Below are 25,297 nucleotides of genomic sequence, written 5' to 3'. Positions count from 1 at the left end.
AATTCGTTTACACTGCGCTGTCTAAGCATGTTCCAGGGAAATGATTATGTTGCGATTTTTGAACCAGTGCTCACGCGGTCGCGGAGCGTGGTTGTTGATGGCCCTGACCGCCTTTGCGCTGGAAATGGTCGCGCTGTGGTTTCAGCATGTGATGGGGCTGAAACCTTGCGTACTGTGTATTTATGAGCGTTGTGCTCTGTTCGGCATTATGGGCGCGGGTCTGGTAGGTGCGATTGCACCCAAATCACCGTTACGCTATGCGGCAATTGCCATCTGGCTATACAGCGCCGGGAAAGGGATTGCGCTTGCCTGGGAGCACACCCAGATGCAGCTTCACCCGTCGCCGTTTATGACCTGCGATTTTGCCGCCCGCTTCCCGAGCTGGCTGCCGCTGGATAAATGGCTGCCGCAGGTGTTTGTGGCCTCCGGTGACTGCTCTGTACGCCAGTGGGAGTTCCTGACGCTGGAGATGCCGCAGTGGCTGGTGGGCATTTTTGTCGCCTACTTTGTGGTGGCGCTGCTGGTGCTGATTGCCCAGCCGTTCAAACCAAAGAAACGCGATCTTTTTGGAAGGTAAAAGCAAAACGGCAACGTCAGTTTTGTTGGTCGGGGAAGCGCAGCGCCACCCGACAAAATTGCGCACAATAAAAAACCCGCCTCGGCGGGTTTTTTATTATCACCGATTAGGGTGATTCATAATGTGGTCTTCCCAGTCGCGCACCTCGGACTCTTTCACCGCAATGTGGCGCACGGAAATACGTTCACCGTGCATCGCCGCTTTCGACCCCGTCAACAGCGGATGCCATGTCGGCAGATCCTTTCCTTCCGCCAGCAGGCGATACGCGCAGGTATGCGGCAGCCACTCAAAGGTCGGCAGATTTTCACGGGTTAACTTGATGCAGTCCGGCTCATATTCGAAACGGCGCTCATAGTTGCGGCACTGGCAGGTTTTGATGTTTAACTGCTTGCAGGCTACGTTGGTGAAATAGATCTCGTCCGAATCTTCATCCATTAGCTTATGCAGGCAGCACTGCCCGCAGCCGTCACACAACGATTCCCACTCCGCGTCGGTCATGTCGTCGAGAGTTTTGCTTTGCCAGAAAGGAATGTCGTTCATCGGGATGTCCACACGTCAAAATAGAGCGCACCTTATAACGAGTCTGGCACGTTGATGCAAGTTTTGCCGCCCTTTTCAGGCGGCAAGGTGCTTTTACAGCACGCGGGTTTTCAGCGACAGGCCGTTAAAACTGACGTCCAGTTCGTCGCTGCTAAGCAGCGGCCCCACACCTTCCGGAGTGCCGGTGAGGATCACGTCGCCAGGTTTCAGGGTGAAGAAGCGGCTCATGTAGGCAATCAGCGGAACGATCTTATGGATCATGTCAGCGGTTGTTCCCTGCTGGCGGATCTCGCCGTTGACCTTCAGGCTGAGCGGCGTGTTCTGCGGATCGTCGGTAAATTCACTCACCGGAACGAAACCGGAAATCGGGCATGAATTATCAAAACCCTTGGCTTTTTCCCACGGCTGCCCCGCTTTCTTCATTTTGCCCTGGACGTCACGCAGCGTCAGGTCGAGCGCGACACCGTAACCCGCAATCGCTTTCTCTACATGCTCTTCAGTTGCCTGGCGCAGCGTCGCGCCGATCAGCACCGCCAGCTCCACTTCATGATGCACCGAGCCCAGTCCCTGCGGCAGAACCAGCGGCTGGCGAATATCGCACAGTGCGGTTTCTGGCTTAATAAACAGAACCGGCTCTTCCGGCACGGCGCTGCCCATCTCCTGAATATGTTTTGCATAGTTGCTGCCCACGCAGACCACTTTGCTGACGGGATAATCCAGTAATGCACCTTGCCAGTTATGATGTTGATACATGGTCGACCCCTAATCGGTTGATGAGTTGTTCCCGGAAGGACCCGGGCTTATTTCTTTCCGCTCAGCTCAAGGTGCTGTTTTAATAAATTCTCCGGTGGCGGCGGAAGCTGTAAATAATAGCCCTGCTCGATTAACGCCTTTTTGACTTTCTCAAGATCGGCGTTCACCAGCTTCTTACGGCCGTCCAGCGGCAGCAGCATCGCCAGCTGCGGTCGGCCAAAGCTTTTCATTAATTCTTCAGGCACGCGGGAAAAATCGTCTTTCTTTTCGACATAAAGGTAGGTCTGGTCGCGGCTGGTACTTCTGTAGATCACACAAAACATGTTTTTACTCTGAATTAACGGGTGGTTGCTTGCCTCAATATACTCCTGACTATAACATGCCTGATACTCTTCGGAATATCGCGGCGATGTGTTGCGGTTAATAGCAAATTGAGTAAGGCCAGGATGTCAAATACGCCCATCGAGCTTAAAGGCAGTAGCTTCACCTTATCAGTGGTTCATTTGCATGATGCAAAACCCGAGGTTATTCGTCAGGCGTTAGAAGACAAAATCGCGCAGGCTCCCGCTTTTCTTAAGCATGCTCCTGTCGTCGTCAATGTAAGCGACCTTGAGGGGCCGGTTAACTGGAAGCGACTCCAGCAGGCCGTCGTCTCCACGGGGTTGCGCATCGTGGGTATTAGCGGCTGCAAAGACGCAGAGTTAAAAGCCGAAATTGAACGCGCGGGTTTGCCCTTGTTAAACGAGGGCAAAGAAAAAGCCCCGCGAGCAACGCCTGCAACTGTTCCCGCTCCCCCGCCTCCGGCGCAAAATGTAGCCCCAGTCACAAAAACGCGATTGATTGATCTGCCGGTTCGTTCCGGTCAGCGCATTTATGCGCCAAACTGTGATCTGATTGTTACAAGCCACGTCAGTGCGGGCGCAGAACTGATTGCAGATGGCAATATTCACGTTTACGGTATGATGCGTGGGCGTGCGCTTGCGGGCGCCAGCGGCGATCGAGAAGCACAAATTTTTTGTACTCACCTGACGGCAGAACTGGTGTCTATCGCAGGTGAATATTGGCTGAGCGATAAAATCCCAGCCGAATTTTATGGCAAAGCGGCCCGTCTGCAACTGGCAGATAACGCTTTGACCGTTCAACCGTTAAATTGATCCCTTTTAACAAGGAATTTCTATGGCACGCATTATTGTTGTGACTTCGGGTAAAGGAGGCGTTGGCAAGACCACCTCCAGCGCGGCCATCGCTACTGGTTTGGCCCAGAAGGGAAAGAAAACCGTCGTAATCGACTTCGATATCGGTCTGCGTAACCTGGACCTGATCATGGGTTGCGAGCGTCGCGTGGTGTATGACTTCGTGAACGTCATTCAGGGCGATGCCACCCTTAACCAGGCGCTGATTAAAGATAAGCGTACCGAGAACCTCTACATTCTTCCGGCGTCCCAGACCCGTGATAAAGACGCCCTGACCCGCGAAGGCGTGGAAAAGGTGCTCGACGATCTGAAAAAGATGGAGTTCGACTTCGTGGTCTGCGACTCCCCGGCCGGTATCGAAACCGGGGCTTTGATGGCGCTCTACTTCGCGGATGAAGCCATCATCACCACCAACCCGGAAGTCTCGTCAGTACGTGACTCCGACCGTATTCTCGGCATTCTGGCCTCGAAATCCCGTCGCGCGGAAAATGGCCAGGAGCCAATCAAAGAGCACCTGCTGCTGACCCGCTACAACCCTGGCCGGGTGAACAAAGGTGACATGCTGAGCATGGAAGACGTGCTGGAGATCCTGCGCATCAAACTGGTTGGCGTGATCCCGGAAGATCAGTCCGTGTTGCGCGCCTCTAACCAGGGCGAGCCCGTGATCCTGGATACACAGGCAGACGCAGGTAAAGCGTATGCGGATACCGTTGACCGTCTGCTGGGAGAAGAACGTCCTTTCCGCTTCATTGAAGAAGAGAAGAAAGGTTTCCTCAAACGCCTGTTCGGAGGATAAATTATGGCATTACTGGACTTTTTTCTCTCGCGGAAAAAAAGCACCGCCAACATCGCAAAAGAACGTCTGCAAATCATTGTGGCGGAACGTCGTCGTAGCGACGCCGAACCGCACTACCTGCCGCAGCTGCGCAAAGACATTCTGGAAGTGATCTGCAAATACGTGCAGATTGACCCGGAAATGGTCACCGTTCAGCTGGAGCAAAAAGACGGGGATATTTCGATTCTGGAGCTGAACGTGACGCTTCCGGAAGCGGAAGAGTCGCGTTAATCCGTTTGTGGTTTTGTAGGCCGGGTAAGCATCGCGCCGCCCGGCAATTTCCCCGGTGGCGCTGCGCTTACCGGGGCTACAATTCTTTAGCGCGGATACCCTTCCAGCAGGATATTCAGGCGTTCGGCCATCAGTTCCCCCCGCCATCCGGCGACCAGTTCCGGTAAACCATTTTGCGGTTTCAACTTCCAGTGCCAGTTCAGCAGCTGGTTAATCTGACGACGTGAAGCCAGCAGTTCGGCACTCAGTTTGCTTTCCCCCGCCACCGTCTGCACCAGCGCTTTGATATCTTTGAACGCCTTGCGGTAGCCCGGCATATCCATCAGGTTAAGCAGCGGTTCTGGCAGTGCGTCCTCTGGCAGCTGCTGAGCTTTCTCTACCAGCGCGAGCAGCGTTTTACCGTGGAAACGGATCTCACTTCCGGAAAGGCCAATGCTGTCCAGTTCACCAAGGCTACCCGGCATATAGCGCGCCACCGCCCACAGGTGTTCTTCACGCACCACGAAGTTAACCGCCAGATCGCGCTCACGCGCTTTACGCAGACGCCAGTCAGCCAGCAATTGCAGACAGGCCAGCTGGCGGGTGCGCAGCTGCCAGGCGTTGGTGATGTCACGCCAGGCTTCTTTCGGATCAACCACTTCCTGGCGACGCTGCTGCGTCATGCGGCACTCGTCCAGTGCGGCAGACAGCCAACCGGACGCCTCAGCCTCTTTCATGAGCTGGCCGGCAATTGGAAGAAGATAAAAGACGTCTGCCGCGGCGTATTCAAGCTGACGCGCCGTCAGCGGACGCGCGAGCCAGTCGGTACGCGATTCGCTCTTATCCAGCGTCAGACCGGTGTACTCTTCCACCATCGCCGCAAAACCCCAGGAGAGCGGACGACCGCTGAACGCCGCGAGGATCTGGGTATCAATCAGCGGCTGCGGCATGATGCCAAAGGTGTTGAGAAAGACTTCCAGATCTTCACTGCCCGCGTGCAGATATTTGGTCACGGCGGTATCCAGCAACAGCTCGCGCATTGGCGCCCAGTCGGTAATGCCGAGGGGGTCAATCAACGACACGTGTTTGCCGTCATACATCTGAATCAGACCCAGCTGCGGATAGTACGTTCGGGTGCGGACAAATTCCGTATCCAGGGCGATAGCGGGAAATTCACGCGTCACCTCGCACAGCGAAGCCAGCTCGTCGTTGGTAGTGATCATCTGGTAATTCAAATCGGACTCTCTTTTGTTTGCGCCCATAAAAAACGCCGGATTAACCGGCGTCTGGGCGATTAACGTGAAGCTCAGGCCTTATTGTCCACTTTGGCACGGGCTTCGTCACGTAATTCTCGTCGTAATATCTTCCCGACGTTGGATTTCGGCAGCTCATCCCGGAATTCCACCAGCTTCGGCACTTTATAGCCCGTCAGCTGACGGCGACAAAACGTTATCAGCGCATCCTCGGTCAGAGAAGGATCTTTCTTGACCACAAATATCTTCACCGCTTCACCGCTGCTGCCGGAAGGAACGCCCACCGCCGCCACTTCCAGCACGCCGCTGTGCTGCATCACCACGTCTTCGATTTCGTTCGGATAGACGTTGAACCCTGACACCAGGATCATATCTTTCTTGCGATCGACGATGCGCAGGAAGCCTTCGTCATCCATCACCGCGATGTCGCCCGTGTGCAGCCAGCCGTCTTTGATGATCTCATCCGTGGCATCCGGACGTTGCCAGTAGCCCAGCATCACCTGCGGCCCTCTGACGCACAGCTCTCCTGGCTCACCGTGAGGCACTTCGTTATCCTCATCATCCACCAGTTTTGCTTCCGTCGACGGGACCGGCAGACCGATACTGCCGCTGTGATAGTCGATATCATGCGGGTTAACGCTGACCAGCGGGGCGCACTCCGTCAGGCCATAGCCTTCCAGCAGATATTGCCCGGTGAGTTTCACCCAGCGCTCGGCAACCGCCTGCTGAACCGGCATCCCGCCACCCGCAGAGAGGTGCAGCGTGGAGAAATCGAGCTGCTGGAACTCTTTATTGTTAAGCAGCGCGTTAAACAGGGTGTTCACGCCGGTCATGGCGGTGAACGGGTATTTCGCCAGCTCTTTGACCAGCCCCGGAATGTCGCGCGGGTTGGTGATCAATACGTTTTGACCGCCAAGCTCAATAAACAGCAGGCAGTTCATGGTCAGCGCAAAAATGTGATACAGCGGAAGCGCGGTGATCACCAGCTCCTTGCCCGGGTGCAGCAGCGGCCCGTAGGTGGCATTAACCTGCTCAAGGTTCGCCAGCATATTACGGTGGGTCAGCATCGCCCCTTTGGCCACGCCGGTGGTACCGCCCGTGTATTGCAGAAATGCCAGATCCTCGGACACGATCTCCGGCTTCACGTACTGCATCCGGTAGCCCGCATGCAGGGCGCGGCGGAAGGAGATGGCATCCGGCAGATGGTATTTCGGCACCAGCCGCTTAACGTATTTAACGACAAAGTTGACCAGCGTACCCTTCGCGGTAGAGAGCTGGTCGCCCATGCGCGTCAGGATGACGTGTTTAACCTGGGTTCTTTCAACGACTTTTTCCAGCGTGTGGGCAAAGTTGGAGACAATCACAATCGCCGCCGCGCCGCTGTCATTCAACTGATGTTCCAGCTCGCGCGGGGTATAGAGCGGGTTAACGTTAACCACGATCATCCCTGCCCTGAGGATCCCGAACAGCGCCACCGGGTATTGCAGCAGGTTTGGCATCATCAGCGCGACGCGATCCCCTTTCTGCAAGCCCAAACCTTCCTGTAAATAGGCTGCAAACGCCCGGCTGCGCTCTTCCAGCTTACGGAAGGTCATCACTTCGCCCATATTCACAAATGCAGGCTGGTCAGCGTAACGCCGTACCGAGTGTTCAAATAATTCAATCAGGGATTGATAACGGTCAGGATTGATCTCCGCAGGGACATCCGCGGGATAACGGTTAAGCCAAACCTTTTTCAATGCATCACCTCTGAAATGAGTGTTCGTCGTCATCACAGCCCCGATAATAAACAGTTTGTTAACATTATATTAACTCAGCGTACCAGTTTATTAATTGTTCAGATTGCAGGTTGCGAAGCGCGTCACTCTTTTTTTTCGTTTTATCCGTAAAAAAACAGAGACAGCGGCTGAGCCGCTGTCTCTTTCCTAACAATAACAGTAAGTTACTCAGTTACGATTGTTTGAACCTGTGCAGGGCCTGGATTGTACCAACCCCAGCCACCGTAGCCGTATCGATACGGATGCGGTCCCCACATCCACGGATCGATTGGCTGTGGCGGCATCACCACCTGCTGGGCGATACGCCAGCGTTTGTAGCCGTTCACCTGCATGGTAATAAATTTGTATGGCGTATTGCCGATTTTCCCCGCCACCAAACCGGTAATCGGCCCGACGACGGTTACCAGCTGCCCGCGGAAATCTACCGGATCGAGGAAGCCGCTGACGTCAGCGTAGATCCGCCCGCGCGAGGCTTCACCCAGAACAGGCCGCGCGCCGTCGTCCAGCGGGACAGTGGCAATCTCCAGTCGGGTTTTACCCTGCTGGTTTATCACTTCAACCACCTTGCCGCCAAACCGCGCTTCCTGCCCGACATACAGCTCCGGGGCATTCATCACGCGTACCAGATCCTGCTGTGGCGTCGGGCTAGTGCCCTTGATCGCATCAGGAACGGTGACGCACCCGCTCAATGCTATGGCAACCGCGCCTGCCATAAGAAAGCGTACAACTTTAGTCTGAACCGCCATGATGCGACTCCTTTTTCTCAGTTCCTGTTACTGAGATTCACTCGCGGCCAGGAAGTTTCTTCCACGCGACGGTGTTTCGTAAATAAACCGGTTCAGCATGTTCAACCGCCACGGTTTTTCCTGCGGCAAGTAGCTGACAGGCAATCGGCAGCATATCTTCTGCGGCGGGCAGGAGCATGTTACCGTCCACCAGCGTAAGGCCGGTGTCCTTCGCCATCTCAGGCCATGCCGGCCAGCCGGTTCCGACCGTCGCCCACTCACCGGAGAGCTGTTTCAGGCGTCCGGTGACGGCTTCAGGTTTAAGCACCGCTTCCGTCTCTTCGCCGTGCCAGACGCCGTTTTCGTCACGGGTGTACCCCGCCCAGTAGACTTCCCCCATGCGGGCATCAATCGCAGCCAGCACGCGGGTGGCCCCGGTCATGCGCCAGGCGCCCTGAGCCATGGTCGCAAGCGTTGAGACGCCGATCATCGGCAGGTCAGCGCCCAGCGCCAGCCCCTGCGCAATGCCAATCCCGATACGTACGCCCGTAAAGCTTCCCGGACCACGGCCGTAGGCCAGCGCGTCGAGGTCGGTTAAGGAGGTGTTGCCCTCGGTTAAAATGGTTTTTACCAGGGGCAGAATACGTTGCGTGTGTTCCCGTGGGCACTCTTCGAAATGAGCAAAAGTCGTACCGTTGTTCCACAGGGCAACGGAACAGGCCTCTGTCGCGGTATCAATAGCCAGAATTCGCATCAGTCGTCGCGCTCTCGCAATGGTCAGTCACAAAATGGCGCGCATCTTAACACACTCCGGGAAGAATTACTCCGCCGTCGGGTTCGCCAGGAAGCGGACCGCGCGTTTAATATCCCGCGTGCGCGGCGCGGGCGGCAGGCTGGCGAGGAAGGTGGCGCCGTAGGGACGCATCACCAGGCGGTTGTCGCAGATCACCAGCACCCCGCGGTCGGTGACGTCGCGGATCAGTCGCCCTACCCCCTGTTTAAGCGTGATGACCGCGTCCGGCAGCTGGACGTCGTCGAACGGATCGCCCCCGCGCAGACGGCAATCCTCCATGCGCGCTTTCAGGAGCGGATCGTCCGGCGATGTGAACGGCAGCTTATCGATAATCACCAGCGAGAGCGTATCGCCGCGCACGTCCACCCCTTCCCAGAAGCTGCTGGTCGCCACCAGCAGGGCATTACCGGCGCTGACAAACTGCTGGAGCAGCTGGCCTTTGCTGGTTTCCCCCTGCAACAGCACCGGTAGCGTCATGGTGGCGCGGAACTGCTCGGCCAGATCGCGCATCATGGCGTGTGAGGTGCAGAGCATAAAGCAGCGCCCGTTGTTGGCCTCAATCATCGGCTTCAGCATGGCCGCCAGATGGCGCGCCGCGCCCGGCTGGTTAGGCAGCGGCAGATTGCGCGGCACGCACAGCAGCGCCTGTTTCTCATAGTCGAACGGGCTCGGCAGAAGCAGGGATTCCGCCTGCTCAATGCCGAGGCGCTCGGTAAAGTGGTGCAGATCGTCATTGACCGACAGCGTGGCCGAGGTAAAGACCCAGGTGCCGGGCTTTTGCGCCATCACCTCTTTGAATTTATCAGCAACGGTCAGCGGCGTGAGCGCCAGGGTGAAGTGGCGCGAGGTACATTCGTACCAGTAGCTATAGCCCGGCTGGTTGATCTCTTTCAGCCGCTTCAGCCGCCCACGGTAGAGCGTGGCGCGCTCGAAAGCGGCGTCCAGCAGCGCTGAACGTCCGAGGGACAGCTTCGCCACGTCGTAACAGAGTTCAAGGGCATCATCGAGCAGCAGCAGCGCGCGCTGGATATTTTTGTCTGCGAGCAGTTCGCGCAGGTTGCCGCGATAGCCCGGCTCGCCAAGCTGTAAGCGGAAATCCTGTGCGCATTGCGCCAGGCGGTCCGCGCACTTCTGCAACTGCTGGGTATCTTTGAGTTCGGTGCGATAGGCAATGGTAATATCTTTCGCCAGATCCTGAAGCTGACGGCTGGAGAGCGACTGACCAAAATACTGGCTGGCGATGTCCGGTAGCTGATGGGCTTCATCGAAGATCATCACCTCCGCCTCCGGGATCAGCTCGCCGAAACCACTGTCTTTGACCACCATATCCGCAAGAAACAGGTGATGGTTCACCACCACCACGTCGGCGTCCATCGCGGTTTTACGCGCTTTCACCACAAAACAGTCCTTATACAGCGGGCAGTCGCTGCCGAGGCAGTTGTCATTGGTGCTGGTCACCAGCGGCCAGGCCGGGGAGTCTTCCGGCACGCTCGCGCAGGTGCTGATGTCCCCCTCCTCCGTCTGGTTGGCCCAGGCGCGCAGGACGATCACATCGCTCAGGGTTTGTACCGGCAGGTCGCCGCCCGCCAGCGCCTGCTGTTCAAGGCGCTCCAGACACAGGTAGTTAGAACGCCCTTTCAGCAAGGCCAGACGCCCTTTGTATTTCAGCGCTTTCGCCACCGTGGGTAAATCGCGGCTGTAGAGCTGATCCTGGAGCGCTTTTGATCCCGTAGAGATGATCACCTTCTTTTTCGCCCGCAGCGCAGGAGCGAGGTAAGCATACGTTTTCCCCGTACCGGTGCCGGCCTCCACGACCAGCGGCTGCGCCTTGTCGATGGCGTGCGCGACGGCATGCGCCATCTGACGTTGGGGTTCGCGCGGTTTAAAGCCGGGAATAGCCTGTGCTAAGTGACCTTCTGGGGAAAAATCGTCTGCCACGGTGTTCTCTCACTGTATTTTTGCACAGGGATTATGTCAGCCCCTTCTCTCCGGTGCCACCCCAAATAGTGACGACGGCGGAACATTGTGGCAGTCTTGCCGCCTGACGACGAAAGATAACGAGGATACGTTTATGACAATTACGCGCATTGATGCCGAAGCCCGCTGGTCTGATGTGGTGATCCACAACCAGACGCTGTACTACACCGGCGTCCCTGCCAATCTGGACGCTGACGCCTTCGAGCAGACCGCCAACACCCTGGCGCAGATCGACGCCGTACTGGAAAAACAGGGCAGCGATAAATCCCGCATTCTGGATGCGACGATTTTTCTGGCGAATAAAGACGATTTCGCGGCGATGAATAAAGCCTGGGATGCGTGGGTGGTGGCGGGTCACGCGCCTGTACGCTGCACCGTACAGGCCACGCTGATGAAACCGGAATATAAGGTTGAGATCAAGATTATCGCGGCAGTGTAAGCCGGTTATTCTTCATCTTCATCCTCAAAGCGCGCCACGATCCGCTCGCCGGTATGGGTGGCGCGAAGTTCTTCCGCGACCTGGGAAATTGCCTGTCCGCTGCTCATCCCCTGGGACATCAGCTCCTGAATACGTTCAACGGCTTTCTGCTGTTGGTCATGGCTGAGAGAAGGTAAACCTGCAAACATCGTTAACTCCTGCTAAATTATTCGCGCTAATTATTTCACGCTGCCCGGTAGTATGCCATACATGAACATGCGCTTCCCCACTGTTATGACCTTGCCCTGGCGTGCAGACGCCGCCGAGTTCTGGTTTGCCCGTCTGAGCCACCTGCCTTTTGCGATGCTCCTGCACTCCGGGCATGCGGATCATCCCTACAGCCGCTTTGATATTCTGGTGGCCGACCCGGTTAAAACGCTGACGACCGATGCGCTGTCGCCAACTGACGATCCGCTGATGCGACTCCAGAACGAGATCCATGCTCTGGGCTTATCTGCCACACCGGATCCGGATCTGCCTTTCCAGGGGGGCGTGCTGGGCCTGTTTGGTTACGATCTGGGTCGCCGTTTCGAAACGCTGCCCGAGCATGCGCAGGCGGATATTTCCCTGCCGGATATGGCGGTGGGGCTGTATGACTGGGCGCTGATCGTGGATCACCGTAAGCAGACGGTTTCTCTGCTAAGCCACCGGGACGTGCAGGCGCGTCTGTCCTGGCTTGAGGCGCAACGGCCCGCCGCCCCGGAACGCTTTATGCTAACCTCCGGCTGGCGCTCGAACATGAGTGCGGAGGAATACGCGGAAAAATTCTCCCGCGTGCAGGCGTATCTTCACAGCGGCGACTGTTATCAGGTCAACCTCGCCCAGCGTTTCCAGGCGGCATACGAGGGAGACGAATGGCAGGCGTTTACCCGCCTCAATGCCAGCAATAAGGCCCCGTTCAGCGCATTTTTACGCCTAGAACACGGCGCCATCCTCAGCCTTTCGCCTGAGCGTTTTATTCACCTGGCTGACGGTATGATTCAGACCCGCCCGATAAAGGGCACCCTGCCGCGCCTTGCCGATGCCGACGCCGACCGTCAGCAGGCGGAGACGCTGGCGGCCTCGCCGAAAGATCGCGCTGAAAACCTGATGATTGTCGATCTGATGCGCAATGATATTGGCCGCGTCGCCGAGCCGGGCAGCGTGCGCGTGCCGGAGCTGTTCGTCGTGGAGCCATTCCCGGCGGTGCATCATCTGGTCAGCACCATCACCGCACGTCTGCCGGCCTCGCGAACCGCCTGCGATCTGCTCCGCGCCGCGTTTCCGGGCGGCTCCATTACCGGCGCGCCGAAGGTCCGGGCGATGGAGATCATCGACGAACTGGAACCGCATCGCCGCAACGCCTGGTGCGGCAGCATCGGCTATGTGAGTCTGTGCGGCACCATGGATACCAGCATCACTATTCGCACCCTGACGGCCTGCGACGGTAACCTGTACTGTTCCGCAGGCGGTGGCATTGTGGCCGACAGCCAGGCGGAGGCGGAATATCAGGAAACCTTTGATAAAGTGAATCGTATCCTGAAACAACTGGAGAACTCACGGTGAAGAAAGACAACCTGACGCTGGATGATTTTCTGTCGCGCTTTCAGCTTCTGCGGCCCCAGGTTAACCGCGCCACGGTGAATCAACGTCAGGCGGCGGTGCTGATCCCGGTCGTGCGTCGTGAGCAGCCGGGTCTGTTGCTTACCCAGCGCTCACCGCATATGCGAAAACACGCCGGTCAGGTTGCGTTCCCGGGCGGCGCGGTGGACAGCACCGATGCATCCCTGATTGCCGCCGCACTGCGCGAAGCGCATGAGGAAGTGGCGATCCCCCCGGAGGCGGTCGAGGTGATCGGCGTGCTGCCGCCAGTGCACAGCGTAACCGGTTTTCAGGTCACGCCGGTCGTTGGCATTATTCCGCCCGATCTTCAGTATCACGCCAGCGTCGATGAAGTTTCAGCGGTATTCGAAATGCCGCTGGAAGAGGCCCTTCGTCTGGGTCGCTATCACCCGCTGGATATTCACCGCCGCGGACACGATCATCGGGTCTGGCTGTCGTGGTATCAGCATTATTTTGTCTGGGGCATGACGGCAGGCATCATTCGTGAGCTGGCCCTGCAAATCGGCCTGAAGCCTTGACTATACTTTACATTCCACCCTTTTCTGGCAGGTTTGCGATCGGCGTCGCGCTATTAGCAAAACCATCGTTAACCATTAGTTTAATTCATGTGAATAGTTAAGCCGAGGTTGGTGTTCCCTCTTACACTATGCGCAGTTATAACATCGTTACTGGAACCCCAGTAACCCTGTCAGGAGTGTGAAAGTGATTAGTATATTCGACATGTTCAAAGTGGGGATTGGTCCATCTTCTTCCCACACTGTAGGGCCGATGAAGGCCGGTAAACAGTTCGTCGATGATCTGGTCGAAAAAGGATTACTGGAAAGCGTTACTCGTGTCGCCGTAGACGTTTACGGTTCACTGTCATTAACGGGTAAAGGCCACCACACCGATATCGCCATTATTATGGGTCTGGCGGGCAATATGCCGGACACAGTTGATATTGATGCCATTCCGGCATTTATCCGCGACGTGGAAACGCGCGGTCGTTTGCTGCTGGCTAACGGCCAGCACGAAGTGGACTTCCCGCAGGATGACGGGATGCGTTTTCGTAGCGACAACCTGCCGCTGCATGAAAACGGCATGACCATCCACGCCTGGAGTGGCGAAAAAGAGATCTACAGCAAAACTTACTACTCCATAGGCGGCGGCTTTATCGTTGACGAAGAACACTTTGGTAAAGAGAGCGCGGGCGACGTCAATGTGCCCTATCCGTTTAAATCGGCCACCGAGATGCTGGGCTACTGCAAAGAGACCGGTCTGTCCCTGTCAGGCATGGTGATGCAGAACGAACTGGCGCTGCACAGTAAGAAAGAGATCGAAGACTATTTTGCTAACGTGTGGCAAACCATGCGCGCCTGTATTGACCGCGGGATGAACACCGAAGGCGTTCTGCCTGGGCCACTGCGCGTACCGCGTCGTGCCTCTGCGCTGCGCCGCATGCTGGTCACTACCGACAAGTTCTCCAATGACCCAATGAACGTGGTCGACTGGGTGAACATGTTTGCTCTGGCGGTGAACGAAGAGAACGCCGCAGGGGGCCGCGTGGTGACCGCGCCAACCAACGGCGCGTGCGGTATCGTTCCGGCGGTGCTGGCCTATTACGATCACTTTATTGAGCCCGTGACGCCGGACATCTACATCCGTTATTTCCTCGCGGCAGGCGCTATCGGCGCGCTGTACAAGATGAATGCGTCCATCTCCGGCGCTGAAGTGGGCTGTCAGGGTGAAGTGGGCGTGGCCTGCTCCATGGCGGCAGCGGGTCTGGCGGAACTGCTGGGCGCAAGCCCTGAGCAGGTGTGCGTGGCGGCGGAAATCGGCATGGAGCACAACCTCGGCTTGACCTGTGACCCGGTTGCCGGTCAGGTGCAGGTGCCGTGCATTGAGCGTAACGCCATCGCCTCCGTCAAAGCGATCAACGCCTCGCGTATGGCGATGCGCCGTACCAGCGAGCCACGCGTGTCGCTGGATAAGGTTATTGAAACCATGTACGAAACCGGCAAGGACATGAACGCGAAGTACCGTGAGACCTCGCGCGGCGGTCTGGCCATTAAGGTGCAGTGCGACTAAGCCTTCCTTTCGCCCATCTGCAACGGATGGGCGAATTTTCCCCTCTCGTCTCGTCGCTTCACGTATTCCCCACTACACTGTCACTGTTGCGTCTGGCTTTTCCGGCCGGTGCTTAACAGGCGACCGTTCATGCAAACTGCACAAACGATCATTAAAGACTATCGCCGAAAACGCGTTATCGTCTGTGTCACGGTTGCGCTCGTTACGCTCGTCCTGACGCTGGGTATTCGCTTTATTTCACAGCGCAACATAAATCAGGATCGGATCCACGACTTTACCCACCACACCGTGCGTGCGCTTGATAAGGTGCTTCTTTCGTTAGAGGCCCAGCGGGAAACGCTACTTTCACTGGTTGGCATACCCTGTTCCGAAGCAAATCTGATCCTGCGAAAACAGGCGGCGATCCTCCAGACCGTACGTTCCATCGCCCTCATTCAAGACGGAATACTGTATTGCTCAAGCGTCTTTGGCAGCCGTAATGTGCCCGTCAGTGAGTTTGTGCCGGAGCTGCCGGTCAGTGAATCCAGGCTGTTGCTGCTGACCGATCGGTGGCTGGTAAAAGGCAGCCCGGTACTGATTCAGTGGTCTCCCCTCGCGAGCGACGGCAACGACGGGGTGATGGAGGTGGTGAATATCGATCTCATCACTAAAATGATTCTCGAGCCGCAGCGGCCGCAGATCACCGACGTTGTCCTGAGAGTAGGAGATAACTTCCTCCGCGACGGGCAACAGGTGACGACTACGCCGACCTTCGATGAAAACGCCTCCCTGCTGGAACAATCGTCACAGCATTACCCTTTCAGCGTCACGGTGAGTGGCCCCGGGCCTGGCGAAATGGCGTTAAAAAATCTGCCCACCCAGCTGCCGCTGGCGTTAATGCTCAGCTTACTGATGGGCTATATCGCCTGGCTCGCCACCGCGCGGCGCATCAGTTTCACCTGGGAAATCAATATGGGAATTGCGGCCAGGGAGTTTGAGCTCTTCTGCCAGCCGCTGGTGAATGCCCGCACCCGGGAATGCGTCGGCGTCGAGATCCTCCTGCGCTGGAACAACCCGCGTCAGGGATGGATTTCGCCCGATGTCTTTATCCCTCTGGCCGAAGAACATAACCTGATTGTTCCGCTTACCCGCTACGTCATCAGCGAAACGGTGCGGCAGATAGGCTATTTCCCGGCCTCGCGCGATTTCCATATCGGCATTAACGTGGCCGCCAGCCATTTTCGCCGCGCTGCGCTGATCCAGGATCTCAACCGCATCTGGTTTAACGCCAGCCCTGTTCAACAGTTGATCGTGGAGTTAACCGAACGCGATGCGTTGCTGGATGTGGATTACCGCATCGTGCGGGAGCTGCACCGCAAAGGGGTGAAACTTGCGATTGATGACTTTGGTACCGGCAACAGCTCACTTTCATGGCTAGAAAAACTGCATCCGGATGTGCTGAAAATTGATAAATCCTTCACCACCGCGATCGGCACCGACGCCGTGAACTCAACGGTAACGGATATTATTATTGCGCTGGGTCAGCGGCTGAATATTGAACTGGTTGCGGAAGGGGTGGAAACCGAGGAGCAGTCACGCTACCTGCGCCGTCACAGCGTACATATTTTGCAGGGGTACTTGTATGCGCGGCCAATGCCGCTGCGCGAGTTTCCGAAATGGCTGGCGGAAAGTCACTCTCCGCCAGCCCGCCACAACGGACACATCGTGCCCTTACTGCCGTTACGCTAGATAGCGTTACTCTTCTTCGTCGTGTGCAGAGTGCTCTTTAACAATACGCACCATATCAACGCGATAGTCGTTGGCTTCGACGATAGTAATTTGCAGCGGCGGCAGCTCCAGCACATCACCAATACGCGGGATCTGCCCGTTAACGGCAATCACCAGCCCCGCGACGGTGGCAATGTCTTCATCATCATTGACCACGTTTTCGACGCCCAGCGTGTGCGAGAGCGCGTGCAGGTCGGTGGTGCCTTTCACCAGCCAGCCGTCACCGTCGGCAACGATTTCCGGGGTTTCATCCGCATCAGGGAATTCACCGGCAATGGCTTCCAGCACGTCCAGCGGCGTCACCAGGCCCTGTACCACACCAAATTCATTGGTGACGATAACAAAGCTCCCGCGGGCACGACGCAATACGCCCAGCAGGTTGATCGGATCCAGCGTCTCCGGTACTACGATGGCGGGCGACGCGGCCGCTACGGCCTCGACGTTAACGCCCTCTTCCAGCGCCACCAGCATCTCTTTCGCGCGTACGACACCGATGATCTCATCCAGCTCACCCCGGCAGACCGGGAACAGACTGTGTGGCGAGGAGAGCAGCTGCTGACGAATTTCGTCGACGCTCAGGTTGGCGTCCACCCAGCTGATCTCACCGCGCGGCGTCATAATGCCGCGCAGGGAGCGGGAAGCCAGCGAAAGCACGCCGTTGATCATGTAGCGTTCTTCTTCCACAAACGCGCCTTCCGGCACCGGAACCGGGTTACGGTTCTCGTTATCAGCCTGCACGTTGACCTGACGACGTCCACCCATCAGTCGCAGAATCGCATCTGCGGTACGGGCTCGCAGCGGCTGATTCGACTGCTGCTTAATAAAGTTACGGCGCGCAATCTGGTTAAACAGCTCGATCAGAATCGAGAAGCCAATCGCGGCGTACAGGTAGCCTTTCGGAATATGGAAGCCAAACCCTTCTGCCACCAGGCTCAGACCAATCATCAGCAGGAAGCTCAGACACAGCACAACGACCGTCGGATGCTGGTTGACGAAACGCGTCAGCGGTTTTGACGCCAGCAGCATTACCGCCATCGCAATCACCACCGCCGCCATCATCACCGGCAGATGGTTCACCATGCCGACTGCCGTAATCACCGCATCCAGAGAGAAGACCGCATCAAGCACCACAATCTGGAGAACAACCACCCAGAAGCTGGCGTAACCCTTACCGTGGCCATCATCGTGCTGCCGGTTCTCCAGCCGTTCATGCAGCTCTGTTGTGGCTTTGAACAGCAGGAACAGGCCCCCCACCAGCATGATTAAATCGCGGCCGGAGAAGGTGAAATCCATGACGGTGAACAGCGGCTTCGTCAGGGTAACCATCCACGAGATCACAGACAGCAAGCCCAGACGCATGATCAGCGCCAGCGAGAGGCCGATCAGACGGGCTTTATCACGCTGTTTCGGCGGGAGCTTATCCGCGAGGATGGCGATAAACACCAGGTTATCAATACCGAGAACGATCTCCAGCACGACCAGCGTAAGCAAGCCTACCCAGATTGACGGGTCCATTAAGAATTCCATGACACGCTCCTGCTAAAGGAATGACAAAACGGTGCCCCGCTAATTTCGGGCATTTCAAAAGGAATGAGAGTCGATGCGTGGCGAAGATCGCCGATGAATAAGGCGCGGAGTGGCCTGGAAGATGACTGACGTCGGTGACGGTCCATATAGTGGGCTGTAGCCCTATACTCCTGAATAATTAAACGGACGCTAAACATATCAGAGACAATTGGTTTTTAGCAAAGATTTACGTTCCTTTGCAAACTTCTGTAACACACGCGGATTAACTTAAAGAAAAATCTGTAAGGCTTAGCTAAATTACGGATCTTCATCACATAAATTATTTTTTCACTATCTAAAATAATTCGCGGAAGTCTTAGTTTTTTGAACTCTAACCCTTATCTGAATCGATTCGGTTCGCCAATACGATTCTCAGTACGCCTGCCTGGCAGACGTATACATGATAATAAAAGGAGGTAGCAAGTGACCATTGCTATTGTCATAGGCACACATGGTTGGGCTGCGGAGCAGTTACTCAAAACGGCAGAAATGCTGTTGGGCGAGCAGGAAAACGTCGGCTGGATCGATTTCGTTCCCGGTGAAAATGCCGAGACGCTGATTGAAAAATACACTGCTCAGCTTGAGAAGCTGGATACCAGCAAAGGCGTGCTGTTTCTCGTGGATACATGGGGCGGCAGCCCGTTCAACGCTGCCAGCCGCATTGTCGTCGATAAAGAGCATTATGAAGTCGTCGCCGGGGTGAATATCCCGATGTTGGTGGAAACCTTCATGGCGCGTGACGACAACCCAGGTTTTGATGAACTGGTGGCACTGGCGGTGGAAACCGGTCGCGAAGGCGTGAAGGCGCTGAAAGCGCAGCCGGTTGAAAAACCGGCCCCTGCCCCTGCTGCACCAAGGGCGGCAGCACCGGCGAAGCCAATGGGTCCGAACGATTACATGGTTATCGGCCTTGCGCGTATTGATGACCGTCTGATCCACGGCCAGGTGGCAACACGCTGGACCAAAGAGACCAACGTACAACGCATCATCGTGGTCAGTGACGAAGTGGCCGCCGACACTGTCCGTAAAACCCTTCTTACCCAGGTTGCACCGCCGGGCGTCACCGCGCACGTCGTGGATGTCGCCAAAATGATCCGCGTTTACAACAACCCGAAATATGCGGGTGAGCGCGTGATGCTTCTCTTCACCAACCCGACAGACGTCGAACGCATTGTTGAAGGCGGCGTGAAAATCACCTCCGTTAACATTGGCGGTATGGCATTCCGTCAGGGCAAAACGCAGGTCAACAACGCGATTTCAGTGGATGCGAAAGATATCGAGGCCTTCAACAAACTGAATGCACGCGGTATCGAACTGGAAGCCCGTAAGGTTTCCACGGACCAGAAACTGAAAATGATGGATTTGATCGGCAAAGTGGGGAAATAAGCCCGGGCCGGTTTTTCATATAGAGCTTATGTAATAGGAGAAGTGCAATGGAGATTACTACTCTTCAGATTGTGCTGGTGTTCATCGTCGCATGTATTGCGGGTATGGAGTCCGTACTTGATGAATTTCAGTTCCACCGCCCTCTGGTGGCCTGTACGTTGATTGGCGCCGTTCTCGGTGACATGAAAACCGGTATCATCATCGGTGGTACCCTGGAAATGATCGCCCTCGGCTGGATGAACATCGGTGCGGCAGTTGCGCCAGATGCCGCGCTGGCGTCCATTATTTCAACCGTTCTGGTTATCGCTGGTCATCAGAGTATTGGTGCCGGTATCGCGCTGGCCATCCCGCTGGCCGCAGCGGGTCAGGTGCTGACCATTATCGTCCGTACTATTACCGTTGCCTTCCAGCATGCGGCGGATAAGGCGGCCGAAAACGGCAACCTCACCGCGCTCTCCTGGATCCACGTTTCTTCCCTGTTCCTGCAAGCGATGCGTATCGCAATCCCTGCGGTTATCGTGGCGATTTCTGTCGGTACCAGCGAAGTTCAGGGCATGCTGAATGCGATCCCTGAAGTGGTTACCAGCGGTCTGAATATCGCCGGGGGTATGATCGTGGTGGTCGGTTATGCGATGGTCATCAACATGATGCGCGCGGGCTACCTGATGCCATTCTTCTACCTCGGCTTCGTTACCGCTGCGTTCACCAACTTCAACCTGGTTGCGCTGGGTGTGATTGGTGCGGTGATGGCGATTCTTTATATCCAGCTCAGCCCGAAATACAACCGTGTCGCGGGTGCCCCTGCGCAGGCTGCTGGTAACAACGATCTCGATAACGAACTGGACTAACAGGTGAGCGAAATGGTTGATATGACAAAAACTACCACTGAGAAAAAACTCACTCCGGGTGATATTCGTGGCGTGTTCATCCGTTCTAACCTGTTTCAGGGTTCATGGAACTTCGAACGTATGCAGGCGCTCGGCTTCTGCTTCTCCATGGTGCCGGCCATCAAACGCCTGTATCCGGAAAACAACGAAGCACGCCGTCAGGCAATTAAGCGTCACCTGGAATTCTTCAACACCCATCCTTATGTTGCGGCGCCTGTTCTGGGCGTGACGCTGGCAATGGAAGAGCAGCGTGCGAACGGGGCTGAAATCGACGATGGTGCCATCAACGGTATCAAAGTTGGTCTGATGGGGCCGCTGGCAGGCGTGGGCGACCCGATCTTCTGGGGTACCGTGCGTCCGGTCTTTGCGGCGCTGGGCGCCGGGATCGCCATGAGCGGCAGCCTGCTCGGTCCTCTGCTGTTCTTCATCCTGTTCAACGCGGTGCGTCTGCTGACCCGTTACTACGGCGTGGCGTACGGTTATCGTAAAGGGGTGGATATCGTTAAGGATATGGGCGGCGGCTTCCTGCAAAAACTGACTGAGGGGGCGTCAATCCTCGGCCTGTTTGTAATGGGGGCGCTGGTTAACAAGTGGACGCACGTGAACATCCCGCTGGTGGTATCGACGATCACTGGTCAGGATGGTCAGACGCGCGTTACCACCGTGCAGACGATTCTGGACCAGCTGATGCCGGGCCTGGTACCGCTGCTGCTAACCTTCGCCTGTATGTGGCTGCTGCGTAAGAAAGTGAACCCGCTGTGGATCATCGTTGGCTTCTTCGTCATCGGTATCGCGGGCTACGCCGTCGGCCTGCTGGGTCTGTAATAAAATGCGTTACCGACCGGGGGCTTGCCCCCGGTCTTTTTATCTGGAGGATGAATGACTGTCACGGACACCGTACTGGTTTTATTTATTGTTGCCCTTCTGGCTTACGCGATCTATGACGAGTTCATTATGCCTCGCCGCCACGGCGAGACGCTGCTGACCCTTCCCCTATTACGCCGTGGACGCATTGATGCGTTTATCTTCGCCGGTCTGGTAGTCATCCTGATTTACAATAATGTGACCAGCCACGGCGCAATATTAACCACATGGTTATTATGTGCGCTGGCATTAATGGCGATTTACCTGTTCTGGATCCGCTCGCCAAAACTCATTTTTAAAAAACACGGATTCTTCTTCGCTAATGTCTGGATAGAATATAACCGTATTAAAGAGATGAATTTATCCGAAGACGGGGTTCTGGTGATGCAATTAGAACAACGCCGCCTGCTCATCCGGGTCAAAAATATTGATGACCTGGAAAAGATCTACAAATTACTCGTTAAAACTCAATGAGTTAATATTATAGCATCGGCTATATATTGCATTATTCTTAAACCAGCAATATAGCCGGTGCTATATCTCCTCTGTTAATTGCCTTATATTTGTTAACGATATTTTCACGCATAAATCTAAATGAAAATCGTTATCAATATAGTGGCTATATAAAGCCATCTTCGTTGTTGTTTTATATTCTCAAAATATGTTAAGGTTGCGCCCGTCGTTGGGGAGTAGCCGATTTCCTGCCTGCGGGAAATGTACGTGTCAACATACTCGTTGAAAAACGTGGCGCGTACGGATCGTTTTCAGCACACTGACTGTGCCAAAAGCGATCAGGCGAGACCATAGATACATCAACTGCTGTTTACTGGGGGCAGTGATGTGTCATATGGATATCCCCGGTCTGGACGCTCTTATGAATATCTCCGCTACGATCCTTCTGGCTTTTGGCATGTCCATGGACGCATTTGCCGCCTCTATTGGTAAAGGTGCCACCCTCCATAAACCTAAATTTTCCGACGCCCTGCGTACCGGTCTCATCTTTGGTGCTATCGAAACGCTGACGCCGCTTATCGGCTGGGGTCTGGGGATGCTCGCCAGCCAGTTCGTGCTGGAGTGGAATCACTGGATTGCTTTCGTGCTGCTGGTGTTCCTCGGCGGACGCATGGTGATTGAAGGCTTTCGTGGTAACGGCGATGAAGATGATGCGCCGCTGCAACGCCACGGCTTCTGGCTTCTGGTGACAACCGCCATCGCAACCAGCCTGGATGCAATGGCCGTGGGTGTCGGTCTGGCGTTTTTGCAGGTCAATATTATCGCCACCGCGCTGGCGATTGGCTGCGCCACGCTGATCATGTCAACGCTGGGGATGATGGTGGGTCGGTTCATTGGCCCGCTGTTAGGCAAACGAGCCGAAATTCTGGGCGGTATCGTGTTGATCGGGATTGGTGCCCAAATCCTTTGGGCACACTTCGCGGGTTAACCTTCGCGCTGCCAGCAATGGATGCTGAAATCCGTCTGGCAGCGAAATTCTGTCTGCGCTGCCAGCGTTTCCCACACCTCTGGTTTTGCCCGCCATGCAAACGGCGTCATTTGCAGTAACGCCACGGCTTCACTTCCCTGCAACGTCATTTCATACGCTACCGACTGCGCCTGCTTTAACGCAAAGCCCGCCAGCTGTTCAGAGTGCGGCGCATGCAGGTGAACTTCATCATAGATCAGCCCTTTTAACTCCAGCAGATGACGCGGCCCTGGCGTGACGGTGATAACCCAGCCGCCAGGCTTAACGACGCGCGCCAGCTCCTCTGCCTTGCACGGCGCATAGATACGCACCACGGCGTCCATACTCGCTTCCTCAAACGGCAGGCGGTGGCTGGAGGCCACGCAGAACGTTACCGCTGAGTAGCGTTTTGCTGCCGCACGGATAGCCACTTTCGACACGTCCAGCCCGTAAGTTTCGGCACCCTTCTCAGCCGCCACGTCAGCAAACGTGGCGGTGTAGTAACCTTCGCCGCAGCCGATATCCAGCATGGCGGATGCGCCTTCTGTCAGATATTGACGGAGTAAGGCGACAACGGCATCCCTGAGCGGTTGATAGTGCCCGGCATCGAGAAACGCCCGGCGCGCCTGCATCATCTCCGCGCTGTCACCCGGGTCCCGGGAGCGCTTGTGTTGTACCGGCAGAAGATTTACATAGCCCTCTTTCGCCCGGTCAAACTGATGTCCCTGTGGACAGATAAACGTTTTCTCCGCGCGCGTCAGCGGCGCGTGGCAAAGGGGACAACTGAAAGACATGACAGCTCCAGGGCGTAAACCAAAAGGCGAAGTGTACCGCTATTCGCCAGGGTTATAAACGGCTGGGTGACGCATCACGATCAGATGGTCAGAATCTGCCGGCAGCCCGTCTGGCTTCACATTTTCCAGGCGCAGGACGTTACCCATAATTTCGCTGAACACGGGCGCAGAAACGGCCCCGCCATAGTAGGCACCGTTTTGCGGATCGTTGATCACCACCACCAGCGCGAAACGGGGATCGCTGGCAGGCGCAACGCCTGCGGTATAGGCGACGTATTTATCCACATACTTACCATGTTCATCGATTTTTTTGGCCGTCCCGGTTTTTATCGCCACGCGATAGTTACGCACCGCCGCTTTGACCCCGCCACCGCCGGGTAACGCAACGCTCTCCATCATGTGCTCCACCTCGTGAACAATTTCCTCGGGCATCACCCGCTTGCCAATCACCGGCGGGTCGATTCGGGTGATGGACAGAGGCCGTTCAATGCCATAGCTGCCGATGGTGGCATACACATGCGCCAGCTGGAGGGGGGTGACCATCAGGCCATACCCAAAGGCAAAGGTCGCCCGGTCTAACTGGCTCCAGAATTTTCGCTGCGGCAGTAAACCTGCGCTTTCTCCCGTTAAGCCAAGCCCGGTACTCTCGCCAAAACCAAAGTGTTTATAGGTATCCAGTAACCGTTGCACGGGCATCGCCAGCGAAAGACGGGACACGCCCGTATCACTGGATTTTTGCAGGATCCCGGTCATCGTCAGCTCGGGGTAGTAGCCCACATCGCGGATACGATGGCCATCAATAGTGTAGGGATGCGTGTCTATGACGCTGTCAGGCTGTACCAGCCCCTGCTGTAGCGCCGTCATCAGCACCAGAGGCTTAACGGTCGAGCCAGGTTCAAAGGTGTCGCTGATCGCGCGATTGCGAAAATCATCCAGCGTTGCCCCTTCCCGGTTATTGGGGTTGAAGTCGGGGAAGCTCGCCATTGCCAGAATTTCGCCCGTCTGGATATTAATCAGCACCGACGCGCCTGATTCGGCTTTGTTCCACGCTACGGCATTATCCAGCGCGTCTTCGGTGATAGTTTGCAGGCGTTCATCGATACTAAGCTGGATATTATGTGCAGGTACGGGAGCCACCTCCGTAAGGTTCTCCACCACATGTCCGTAGCGATCTTTCCTGACCAGCCGCACGCCTGCCTTCCCGGTAAGCTGCGTGTTAAAGCTTTTCTCGACGCCCTCAATGCCCTGACCATCAATATTGGTGAAGCCAATCAGGTTCGCCGCCACGTGCCCGGCAGGATAAAAGCGGCGGGACTCATCGCGAAGGTTGATACCGGGGAGACGCAGCTTATCGATCCACTTTGCCTGGGCGGGATCAACCTGACGGGCCAGGTAAATAAATCGCCCGTGCGGGTTACTGTTAATTCGCGATGCGAGCGTGCTCAGAGAAAGGTGTAAGGCATTTGCCAGGGCCTGCCAGCGCGAGTCAAAACCGATCCCCCCTTTTTCCAGCACTGTTTTGGGATCGGCCCAGACGGCCTGGACGGGTACGCTCACCGCAAGGGGTCGCCCTTCACGGTCAACAATCATCCCACGCGGGGCGTCTATCGCCACTTCGCGCAGGGAGCGCATATCCTCCTGCTTCACCAGATTATCCGGTTTGATAATTTGTAGCCACGCTACGCGGCCCAGCAGAAACGCAAGGCTACAAAAGATGGCGAGACACAGAAGTGCAAAACGTGCCGGAGTAAAATTTCCGGTGGTGGTTATTGTCTTTTTTTTCACCTTAACCC

General features: G+C 56.1%; 26 protein-coding genes and 1 riboswitch. Of the genes, 14 read left to right on the top strand and 12 right to left on the bottom strand.

Annotated features, from left to right (window positions below; translation table 11 throughout):
• Positions 1-46 precede the first annotated feature (46 nt).
• Positions 47-577 carry a disulfide bond formation protein DsbB gene (dsbB, locus tag SK54_RS11255; RefSeq protein ID WP_017693268.1) on the top strand — a complete coding sequence of 177 codons (531 nt, stop codon included), beginning with the start codon at positions 47-49 and terminating at the stop codon, positions 575-577.
• A gap of 99 nt (positions 578-676) precedes the next feature.
• Here dsbB and SK54_RS11250 read toward each other — a convergent pair whose 3' ends face one another.
• From SK54_RS11250 to SK54_RS11240, 3 genes are all read right to left on the bottom strand, one after another.
• Positions 677-1,117 carry a YcgN family cysteine cluster protein gene (locus tag SK54_RS11250; protein WP_015570314.1) on the bottom strand — a complete coding sequence of 147 codons (441 nt, stop codon included), beginning with the start codon at positions 1,115-1,117 and terminating at the stop codon, positions 677-679.
• 93 nt (positions 1,118-1,210) lie between these two features.
• Entirely contained in the window at positions 1,211-1,870 is a 660-nt protein-coding gene (locus SK54_RS11245) for a fumarylacetoacetate hydrolase family protein (RefSeq protein WP_017693267.1), read from the bottom strand.
• Positions 1,871-1,917: 47 nt separating this feature from the next.
• Entirely contained in the window at positions 1,918-2,193 is a 276-nt protein-coding gene (locus tag SK54_RS11240; RefSeq protein WP_015570312.1) for a YcgL domain-containing protein, read from the bottom strand.
• Positions 2,194-2,316: 123 nt separating this feature from the next.
• On the opposite strand from SK54_RS11240, the gene minC reads away from it, so the two are divergent.
• Genes minC through minE form a run of 3 tightly spaced genes read left to right on the top strand, consistent with a single transcriptional unit; the run spans position 2,317 to position 4,129 of the window.
• Positions 2,317-3,024 (top strand): septum site-determining protein MinC, encoded by a 708-nt coding sequence (gene minC / locus SK54_RS11235; protein ID WP_015570311.1) that lies wholly within the window; start codon positions 2,317-2,319, stop codon positions 3,022-3,024.
• 22 nt (positions 3,025-3,046) lie between these two features.
• Positions 3,047-3,859: a septum site-determining protein MinD gene (gene minD, locus SK54_RS11230; RefSeq protein ID WP_003859938.1), complete on the top strand. Its 813-nt coding sequence runs from the start codon at positions 3,047-3,049 to the stop codon at positions 3,857-3,859.
• A gap of 3 nt (positions 3,860-3,862) precedes the next feature.
• Positions 3,863-4,129, top strand: a complete 267-nt coding sequence (minE, locus tag SK54_RS11225; RefSeq protein ID WP_003859937.1) for a cell division topological specificity factor MinE — start codon at positions 3,863-3,865, stop codon at positions 4,127-4,129.
• Positions 4,130-4,215: 86 nt separating this feature from the next.
• Here the strand turns inward: minE and rnd are convergent, their stop codons facing one another.
• The 5 genes from rnd to SK54_RS11200 all read right to left on the bottom strand — a co-directional run bounded on the left by rnd (position 4,216) and on the right by SK54_RS11200 (position 10,595).
• The gene (gene rnd / locus SK54_RS11220) at positions 4,216-5,331 is read right to left on the bottom strand and encodes a ribonuclease D (protein WP_123249628.1); all 1,116 of its coding nucleotides are present in this window, start codon (positions 5,329-5,331) and stop codon (positions 4,216-4,218) included.
• Between the two features lie 83 nt (positions 5,332-5,414).
• Positions 5,415-7,100: a long-chain-fatty-acid--CoA ligase FadD gene (gene fadD, locus SK54_RS11215; RefSeq protein ID WP_017693264.1), complete on the bottom strand. Its 1,686-nt coding sequence runs from the start codon at positions 7,098-7,100 to the stop codon at positions 5,415-5,417.
• Positions 7,101-7,303: 203 nt separating this feature from the next.
• Positions 7,304-7,885: a Slp family lipoprotein gene (locus SK54_RS11210; RefSeq protein WP_048247197.1), complete on the bottom strand. Its 582-nt coding sequence runs from the start codon at positions 7,883-7,885 to the stop codon at positions 7,304-7,306.
• Positions 7,886-7,922: 37 nt separating this feature from the next.
• The gene (gene tsaB, locus SK54_RS11205; RefSeq protein ID WP_048247195.1) at positions 7,923-8,618 is read right to left on the bottom strand and encodes a tRNA (adenosine(37)-N6)-threonylcarbamoyltransferase complex dimerization subunit type 1 TsaB; all 696 of its coding nucleotides are present in this window, start codon (positions 8,616-8,618) and stop codon (positions 7,923-7,925) included.
• Positions 8,619-8,684: 66 nt separating this feature from the next.
• Positions 8,685-10,595 carry an ATP-dependent DNA helicase gene (locus SK54_RS11200; RefSeq protein WP_045345049.1) on the bottom strand — a complete coding sequence of 637 codons (1,911 nt, stop codon included), beginning with the start codon at positions 10,593-10,595 and terminating at the stop codon, positions 8,685-8,687.
• 133 nt (positions 10,596-10,728) lie between these two features.
• On the opposite strand from SK54_RS11200, the gene SK54_RS11195 reads away from it, so the two are divergent.
• Entirely contained in the window at positions 10,729-11,073 is a 345-nt protein-coding gene (locus SK54_RS11195; protein WP_003859927.1) for a RidA family protein, read from the top strand.
• Positions 11,074-11,078: 5 nt separating this feature from the next.
• Here the strand turns inward: SK54_RS11195 and SK54_RS11190 are convergent, their stop codons facing one another.
• Positions 11,079-11,261 (bottom strand): YoaH family protein, encoded by a 183-nt coding sequence (locus SK54_RS11190; protein WP_003859925.1) that lies wholly within the window; start codon positions 11,259-11,261, stop codon positions 11,079-11,081.
• Between the two features lie 61 nt (positions 11,262-11,322).
• On the opposite strand from SK54_RS11190, the gene pabB reads away from it, so the two are divergent.
• The 4 genes from pabB (at position 11,323) to SK54_RS11170 (ending at position 16,509) form a co-directional block, all read left to right on the top strand.
• Positions 11,323-12,657 (top strand): aminodeoxychorismate synthase component 1, encoded by a 1,335-nt coding sequence (pabB, locus tag SK54_RS11185; protein WP_048247193.1) that lies wholly within the window; start codon positions 11,323-11,325, stop codon positions 12,655-12,657.
• Positions 12,654-13,232 carry a CoA pyrophosphatase gene (locus tag SK54_RS11180; protein WP_048247191.1) on the top strand — a complete coding sequence of 193 codons (579 nt, stop codon included), beginning with the start codon at positions 12,654-12,656 and terminating at the stop codon, positions 13,230-13,232. Before pabB ends, SK54_RS11180 begins: the two co-directional genes overlap by 4 nt.
• 184 nt (positions 13,233-13,416) lie before the next feature.
• Positions 13,417-14,781 carry an L-serine ammonia-lyase gene (gene sdaA / locus SK54_RS11175; protein WP_003859920.1) on the top strand — a complete coding sequence of 455 codons (1,365 nt, stop codon included), beginning with the start codon at positions 13,417-13,419 and terminating at the stop codon, positions 14,779-14,781.
• Between the two features lie 129 nt (positions 14,782-14,910).
• A complete protein-coding gene (locus SK54_RS11170) occupies positions 14,911-16,509 on the top strand; it encodes an EAL domain-containing protein (protein WP_015570305.1) in 1,599 nt (532 codons plus the stop codon).
• 6 nt (positions 16,510-16,515) lie between these two features.
• On the opposite strand, the gene yoaE is transcribed toward SK54_RS11170, so the two are convergent.
• Positions 16,516-18,075: a CNNM family cation transport protein YoaE gene (gene yoaE, locus SK54_RS11165; RefSeq protein WP_006810992.1), complete on the bottom strand. Its 1,560-nt coding sequence runs from the start codon at positions 18,073-18,075 to the stop codon at positions 16,516-16,518.
• A 462-nt stretch (positions 18,076-18,537) separates the two neighbouring features.
• Here yoaE and manX point away from each other — a divergent pair, with 462 nt between their 5' ends.
• From manX to mntP, 5 genes are all read left to right on the top strand, one after another.
• Positions 18,538-19,500 carry a PTS mannose transporter subunit IIAB gene (gene manX, locus SK54_RS11160; protein ID WP_017384327.1) on the top strand — a complete coding sequence of 321 codons (963 nt, stop codon included), beginning with the start codon at positions 18,538-18,540 and terminating at the stop codon, positions 19,498-19,500.
• A gap of 47 nt (positions 19,501-19,547) precedes the next feature.
• Complete coding sequence (manY, locus tag SK54_RS11155; RefSeq protein ID WP_003859914.1) at positions 19,548-20,348, top strand: PTS mannose transporter subunit IIC; 801 nt, start codon at positions 19,548-19,550, stop codon at positions 20,346-20,348.
• 12 nt (positions 20,349-20,360) lie between these two features.
• Positions 20,361-21,212, top strand: a complete 852-nt coding sequence (locus SK54_RS11150) for a PTS mannose transporter subunit IID (protein WP_006810994.1) — start codon at positions 20,361-20,363, stop codon at positions 21,210-21,212.
• A 54-nt stretch (positions 21,213-21,266) separates the two neighbouring features.
• Complete coding sequence (locus SK54_RS11145) at positions 21,267-21,725, top strand: DUF986 family protein (protein WP_015570303.1); 459 nt, start codon at positions 21,267-21,269, stop codon at positions 21,723-21,725.
• A gap of 198 nt (positions 21,726-21,923) precedes the next feature.
• Positions 21,924-22,124: riboswitch (yybP-ykoY riboswitch) on the top strand.
• Between the two features lies 1 nt (position 22,125).
• Complete coding sequence (gene mntP / locus SK54_RS11140; protein WP_023296797.1) at positions 22,126-22,692, top strand: manganese efflux pump MntP; 567 nt, start codon at positions 22,126-22,128, stop codon at positions 22,690-22,692.
• Here the strand turns inward: mntP and rlmA are convergent.
• Both rlmA and ftsI read right to left on the bottom strand, forming a co-directional pair.
• Positions 22,689-23,504 carry a 23S rRNA (guanine(745)-N(1))-methyltransferase gene (gene rlmA / locus SK54_RS11135; protein ID WP_017384329.1) on the bottom strand — a complete coding sequence of 272 codons (816 nt, stop codon included), beginning with the start codon at positions 23,502-23,504 and terminating at the stop codon, positions 22,689-22,691. The two genes, mntP and rlmA, sit on opposite strands and share 4 nt — an antisense overlap.
• A 39-nt stretch (positions 23,505-23,543) precedes the next feature.
• On the bottom strand, positions 23,544-25,289 hold the full coding sequence (gene ftsI, locus SK54_RS11130; RefSeq protein WP_017693260.1) for a peptidoglycan glycosyltransferase FtsI: 1,746 nt from the start codon (positions 25,287-25,289) through the stop codon (positions 23,544-23,546).
• Between the last annotated feature and the right edge of the window lie 8 nt (positions 25,290-25,297).

This window comes from Enterobacter sp. MGH120, from assembly GCF_001037725.1.
GTDB classification, from domain to species: domain Bacteria; phylum Pseudomonadota; class Gammaproteobacteria; order Enterobacterales; family Enterobacteriaceae; genus Enterobacter; species Enterobacter hormaechei_C.
Note: the sequence above shows the minus strand (reverse complement) of the source record. Positions and strands in the feature narration are given on the sequence as shown.

Bases quoted from the DNA above. Each gene is read 5' to 3' on its own strand.
- dsbB (WP_017693268.1), top strand. From the start codon at position 47: ATGTTGCGATTTTTGAACCAGTGCTCACGCGGTCGCGGAGCGTGGTTG.
- SK54_RS11250 (WP_015570314.1), bottom strand. From the start codon at position 1,117: ATGAACGACATTCCTTTCTGGCAAAGCAAAACTCTCGACGACATGACC.
- SK54_RS11245 (WP_017693267.1), bottom strand. From the start codon at position 1,870: ATGTATCAACATCATAACTGGCAAGGTGCATTACTGGATTATCCCGTC.
- SK54_RS11240 (WP_015570312.1), bottom strand. From the start codon at position 2,193: ATGTTTTGTGTGATCTACAGAAGTACCAGCCGCGACCAGACCTACCTT.
- minC (WP_015570311.1), top strand. From the start codon at position 2,317: ATGTCAAATACGCCCATCGAGCTTAAAGGCAGTAGCTTCACCTTATCA.
- minD (WP_003859938.1), top strand. From the start codon at position 3,047: ATGGCACGCATTATTGTTGTGACTTCGGGTAAAGGAGGCGTTGGCAAG.
- minE (WP_003859937.1), top strand. From the start codon at position 3,863: ATGGCATTACTGGACTTTTTTCTCTCGCGGAAAAAAAGCACCGCCAAC.
- rnd (WP_123249628.1), bottom strand. From the start codon at position 5,331: ATGATCACTACCAACGACGAGCTGGCTTCGCTGTGCGAGGTGACGCGT.
- SK54_RS11210 (WP_048247197.1), bottom strand. From the start codon at position 7,885: ATGGCGGTTCAGACTAAAGTTGTACGCTTTCTTATGGCAGGCGCGGTT.
- tsaB (WP_048247195.1), bottom strand. From the start codon at position 8,618: ATGCGAATTCTGGCTATTGATACCGCGACAGAGGCCTGTTCCGTTGCC.
- SK54_RS11195 (WP_003859927.1), top strand. From the start codon at position 10,729: ATGACAATTACGCGCATTGATGCCGAAGCCCGCTGGTCTGATGTGGTG.
- SK54_RS11190 (WP_003859925.1), bottom strand. From the start codon at position 11,261: ATGTTTGCAGGTTTACCTTCTCTCAGCCATGACCAACAGCAGAAAGCC.
- pabB (WP_048247193.1), top strand. From the start codon at position 11,323: ATGAACATGCGCTTCCCCACTGTTATGACCTTGCCCTGGCGTGCAGAC.
- SK54_RS11170 (WP_015570305.1), top strand. From the start codon at position 14,911: ATGCAAACTGCACAAACGATCATTAAAGACTATCGCCGAAAACGCGTT.
- yoaE (WP_006810992.1), bottom strand. From the start codon at position 18,075: ATGGAATTCTTAATGGACCCGTCAATCTGGGTAGGCTTGCTTACGCTG.
- manY (WP_003859914.1), top strand. From the start codon at position 19,548: ATGGAGATTACTACTCTTCAGATTGTGCTGGTGTTCATCGTCGCATGT.
- SK54_RS11150 (WP_006810994.1), top strand. From the start codon at position 20,361: ATGGTTGATATGACAAAAACTACCACTGAGAAAAAACTCACTCCGGGT.
- SK54_RS11145 (WP_015570303.1), top strand. From the start codon at position 21,267: ATGACTGTCACGGACACCGTACTGGTTTTATTTATTGTTGCCCTTCTG.
- mntP (WP_023296797.1), top strand. From the start codon at position 22,126: ATGAATATCTCCGCTACGATCCTTCTGGCTTTTGGCATGTCCATGGAC.
- rlmA (WP_017384329.1), bottom strand. From the start codon at position 23,504: ATGTCTTTCAGTTGTCCCCTTTGCCACGCGCCGCTGACGCGCGCGGAG.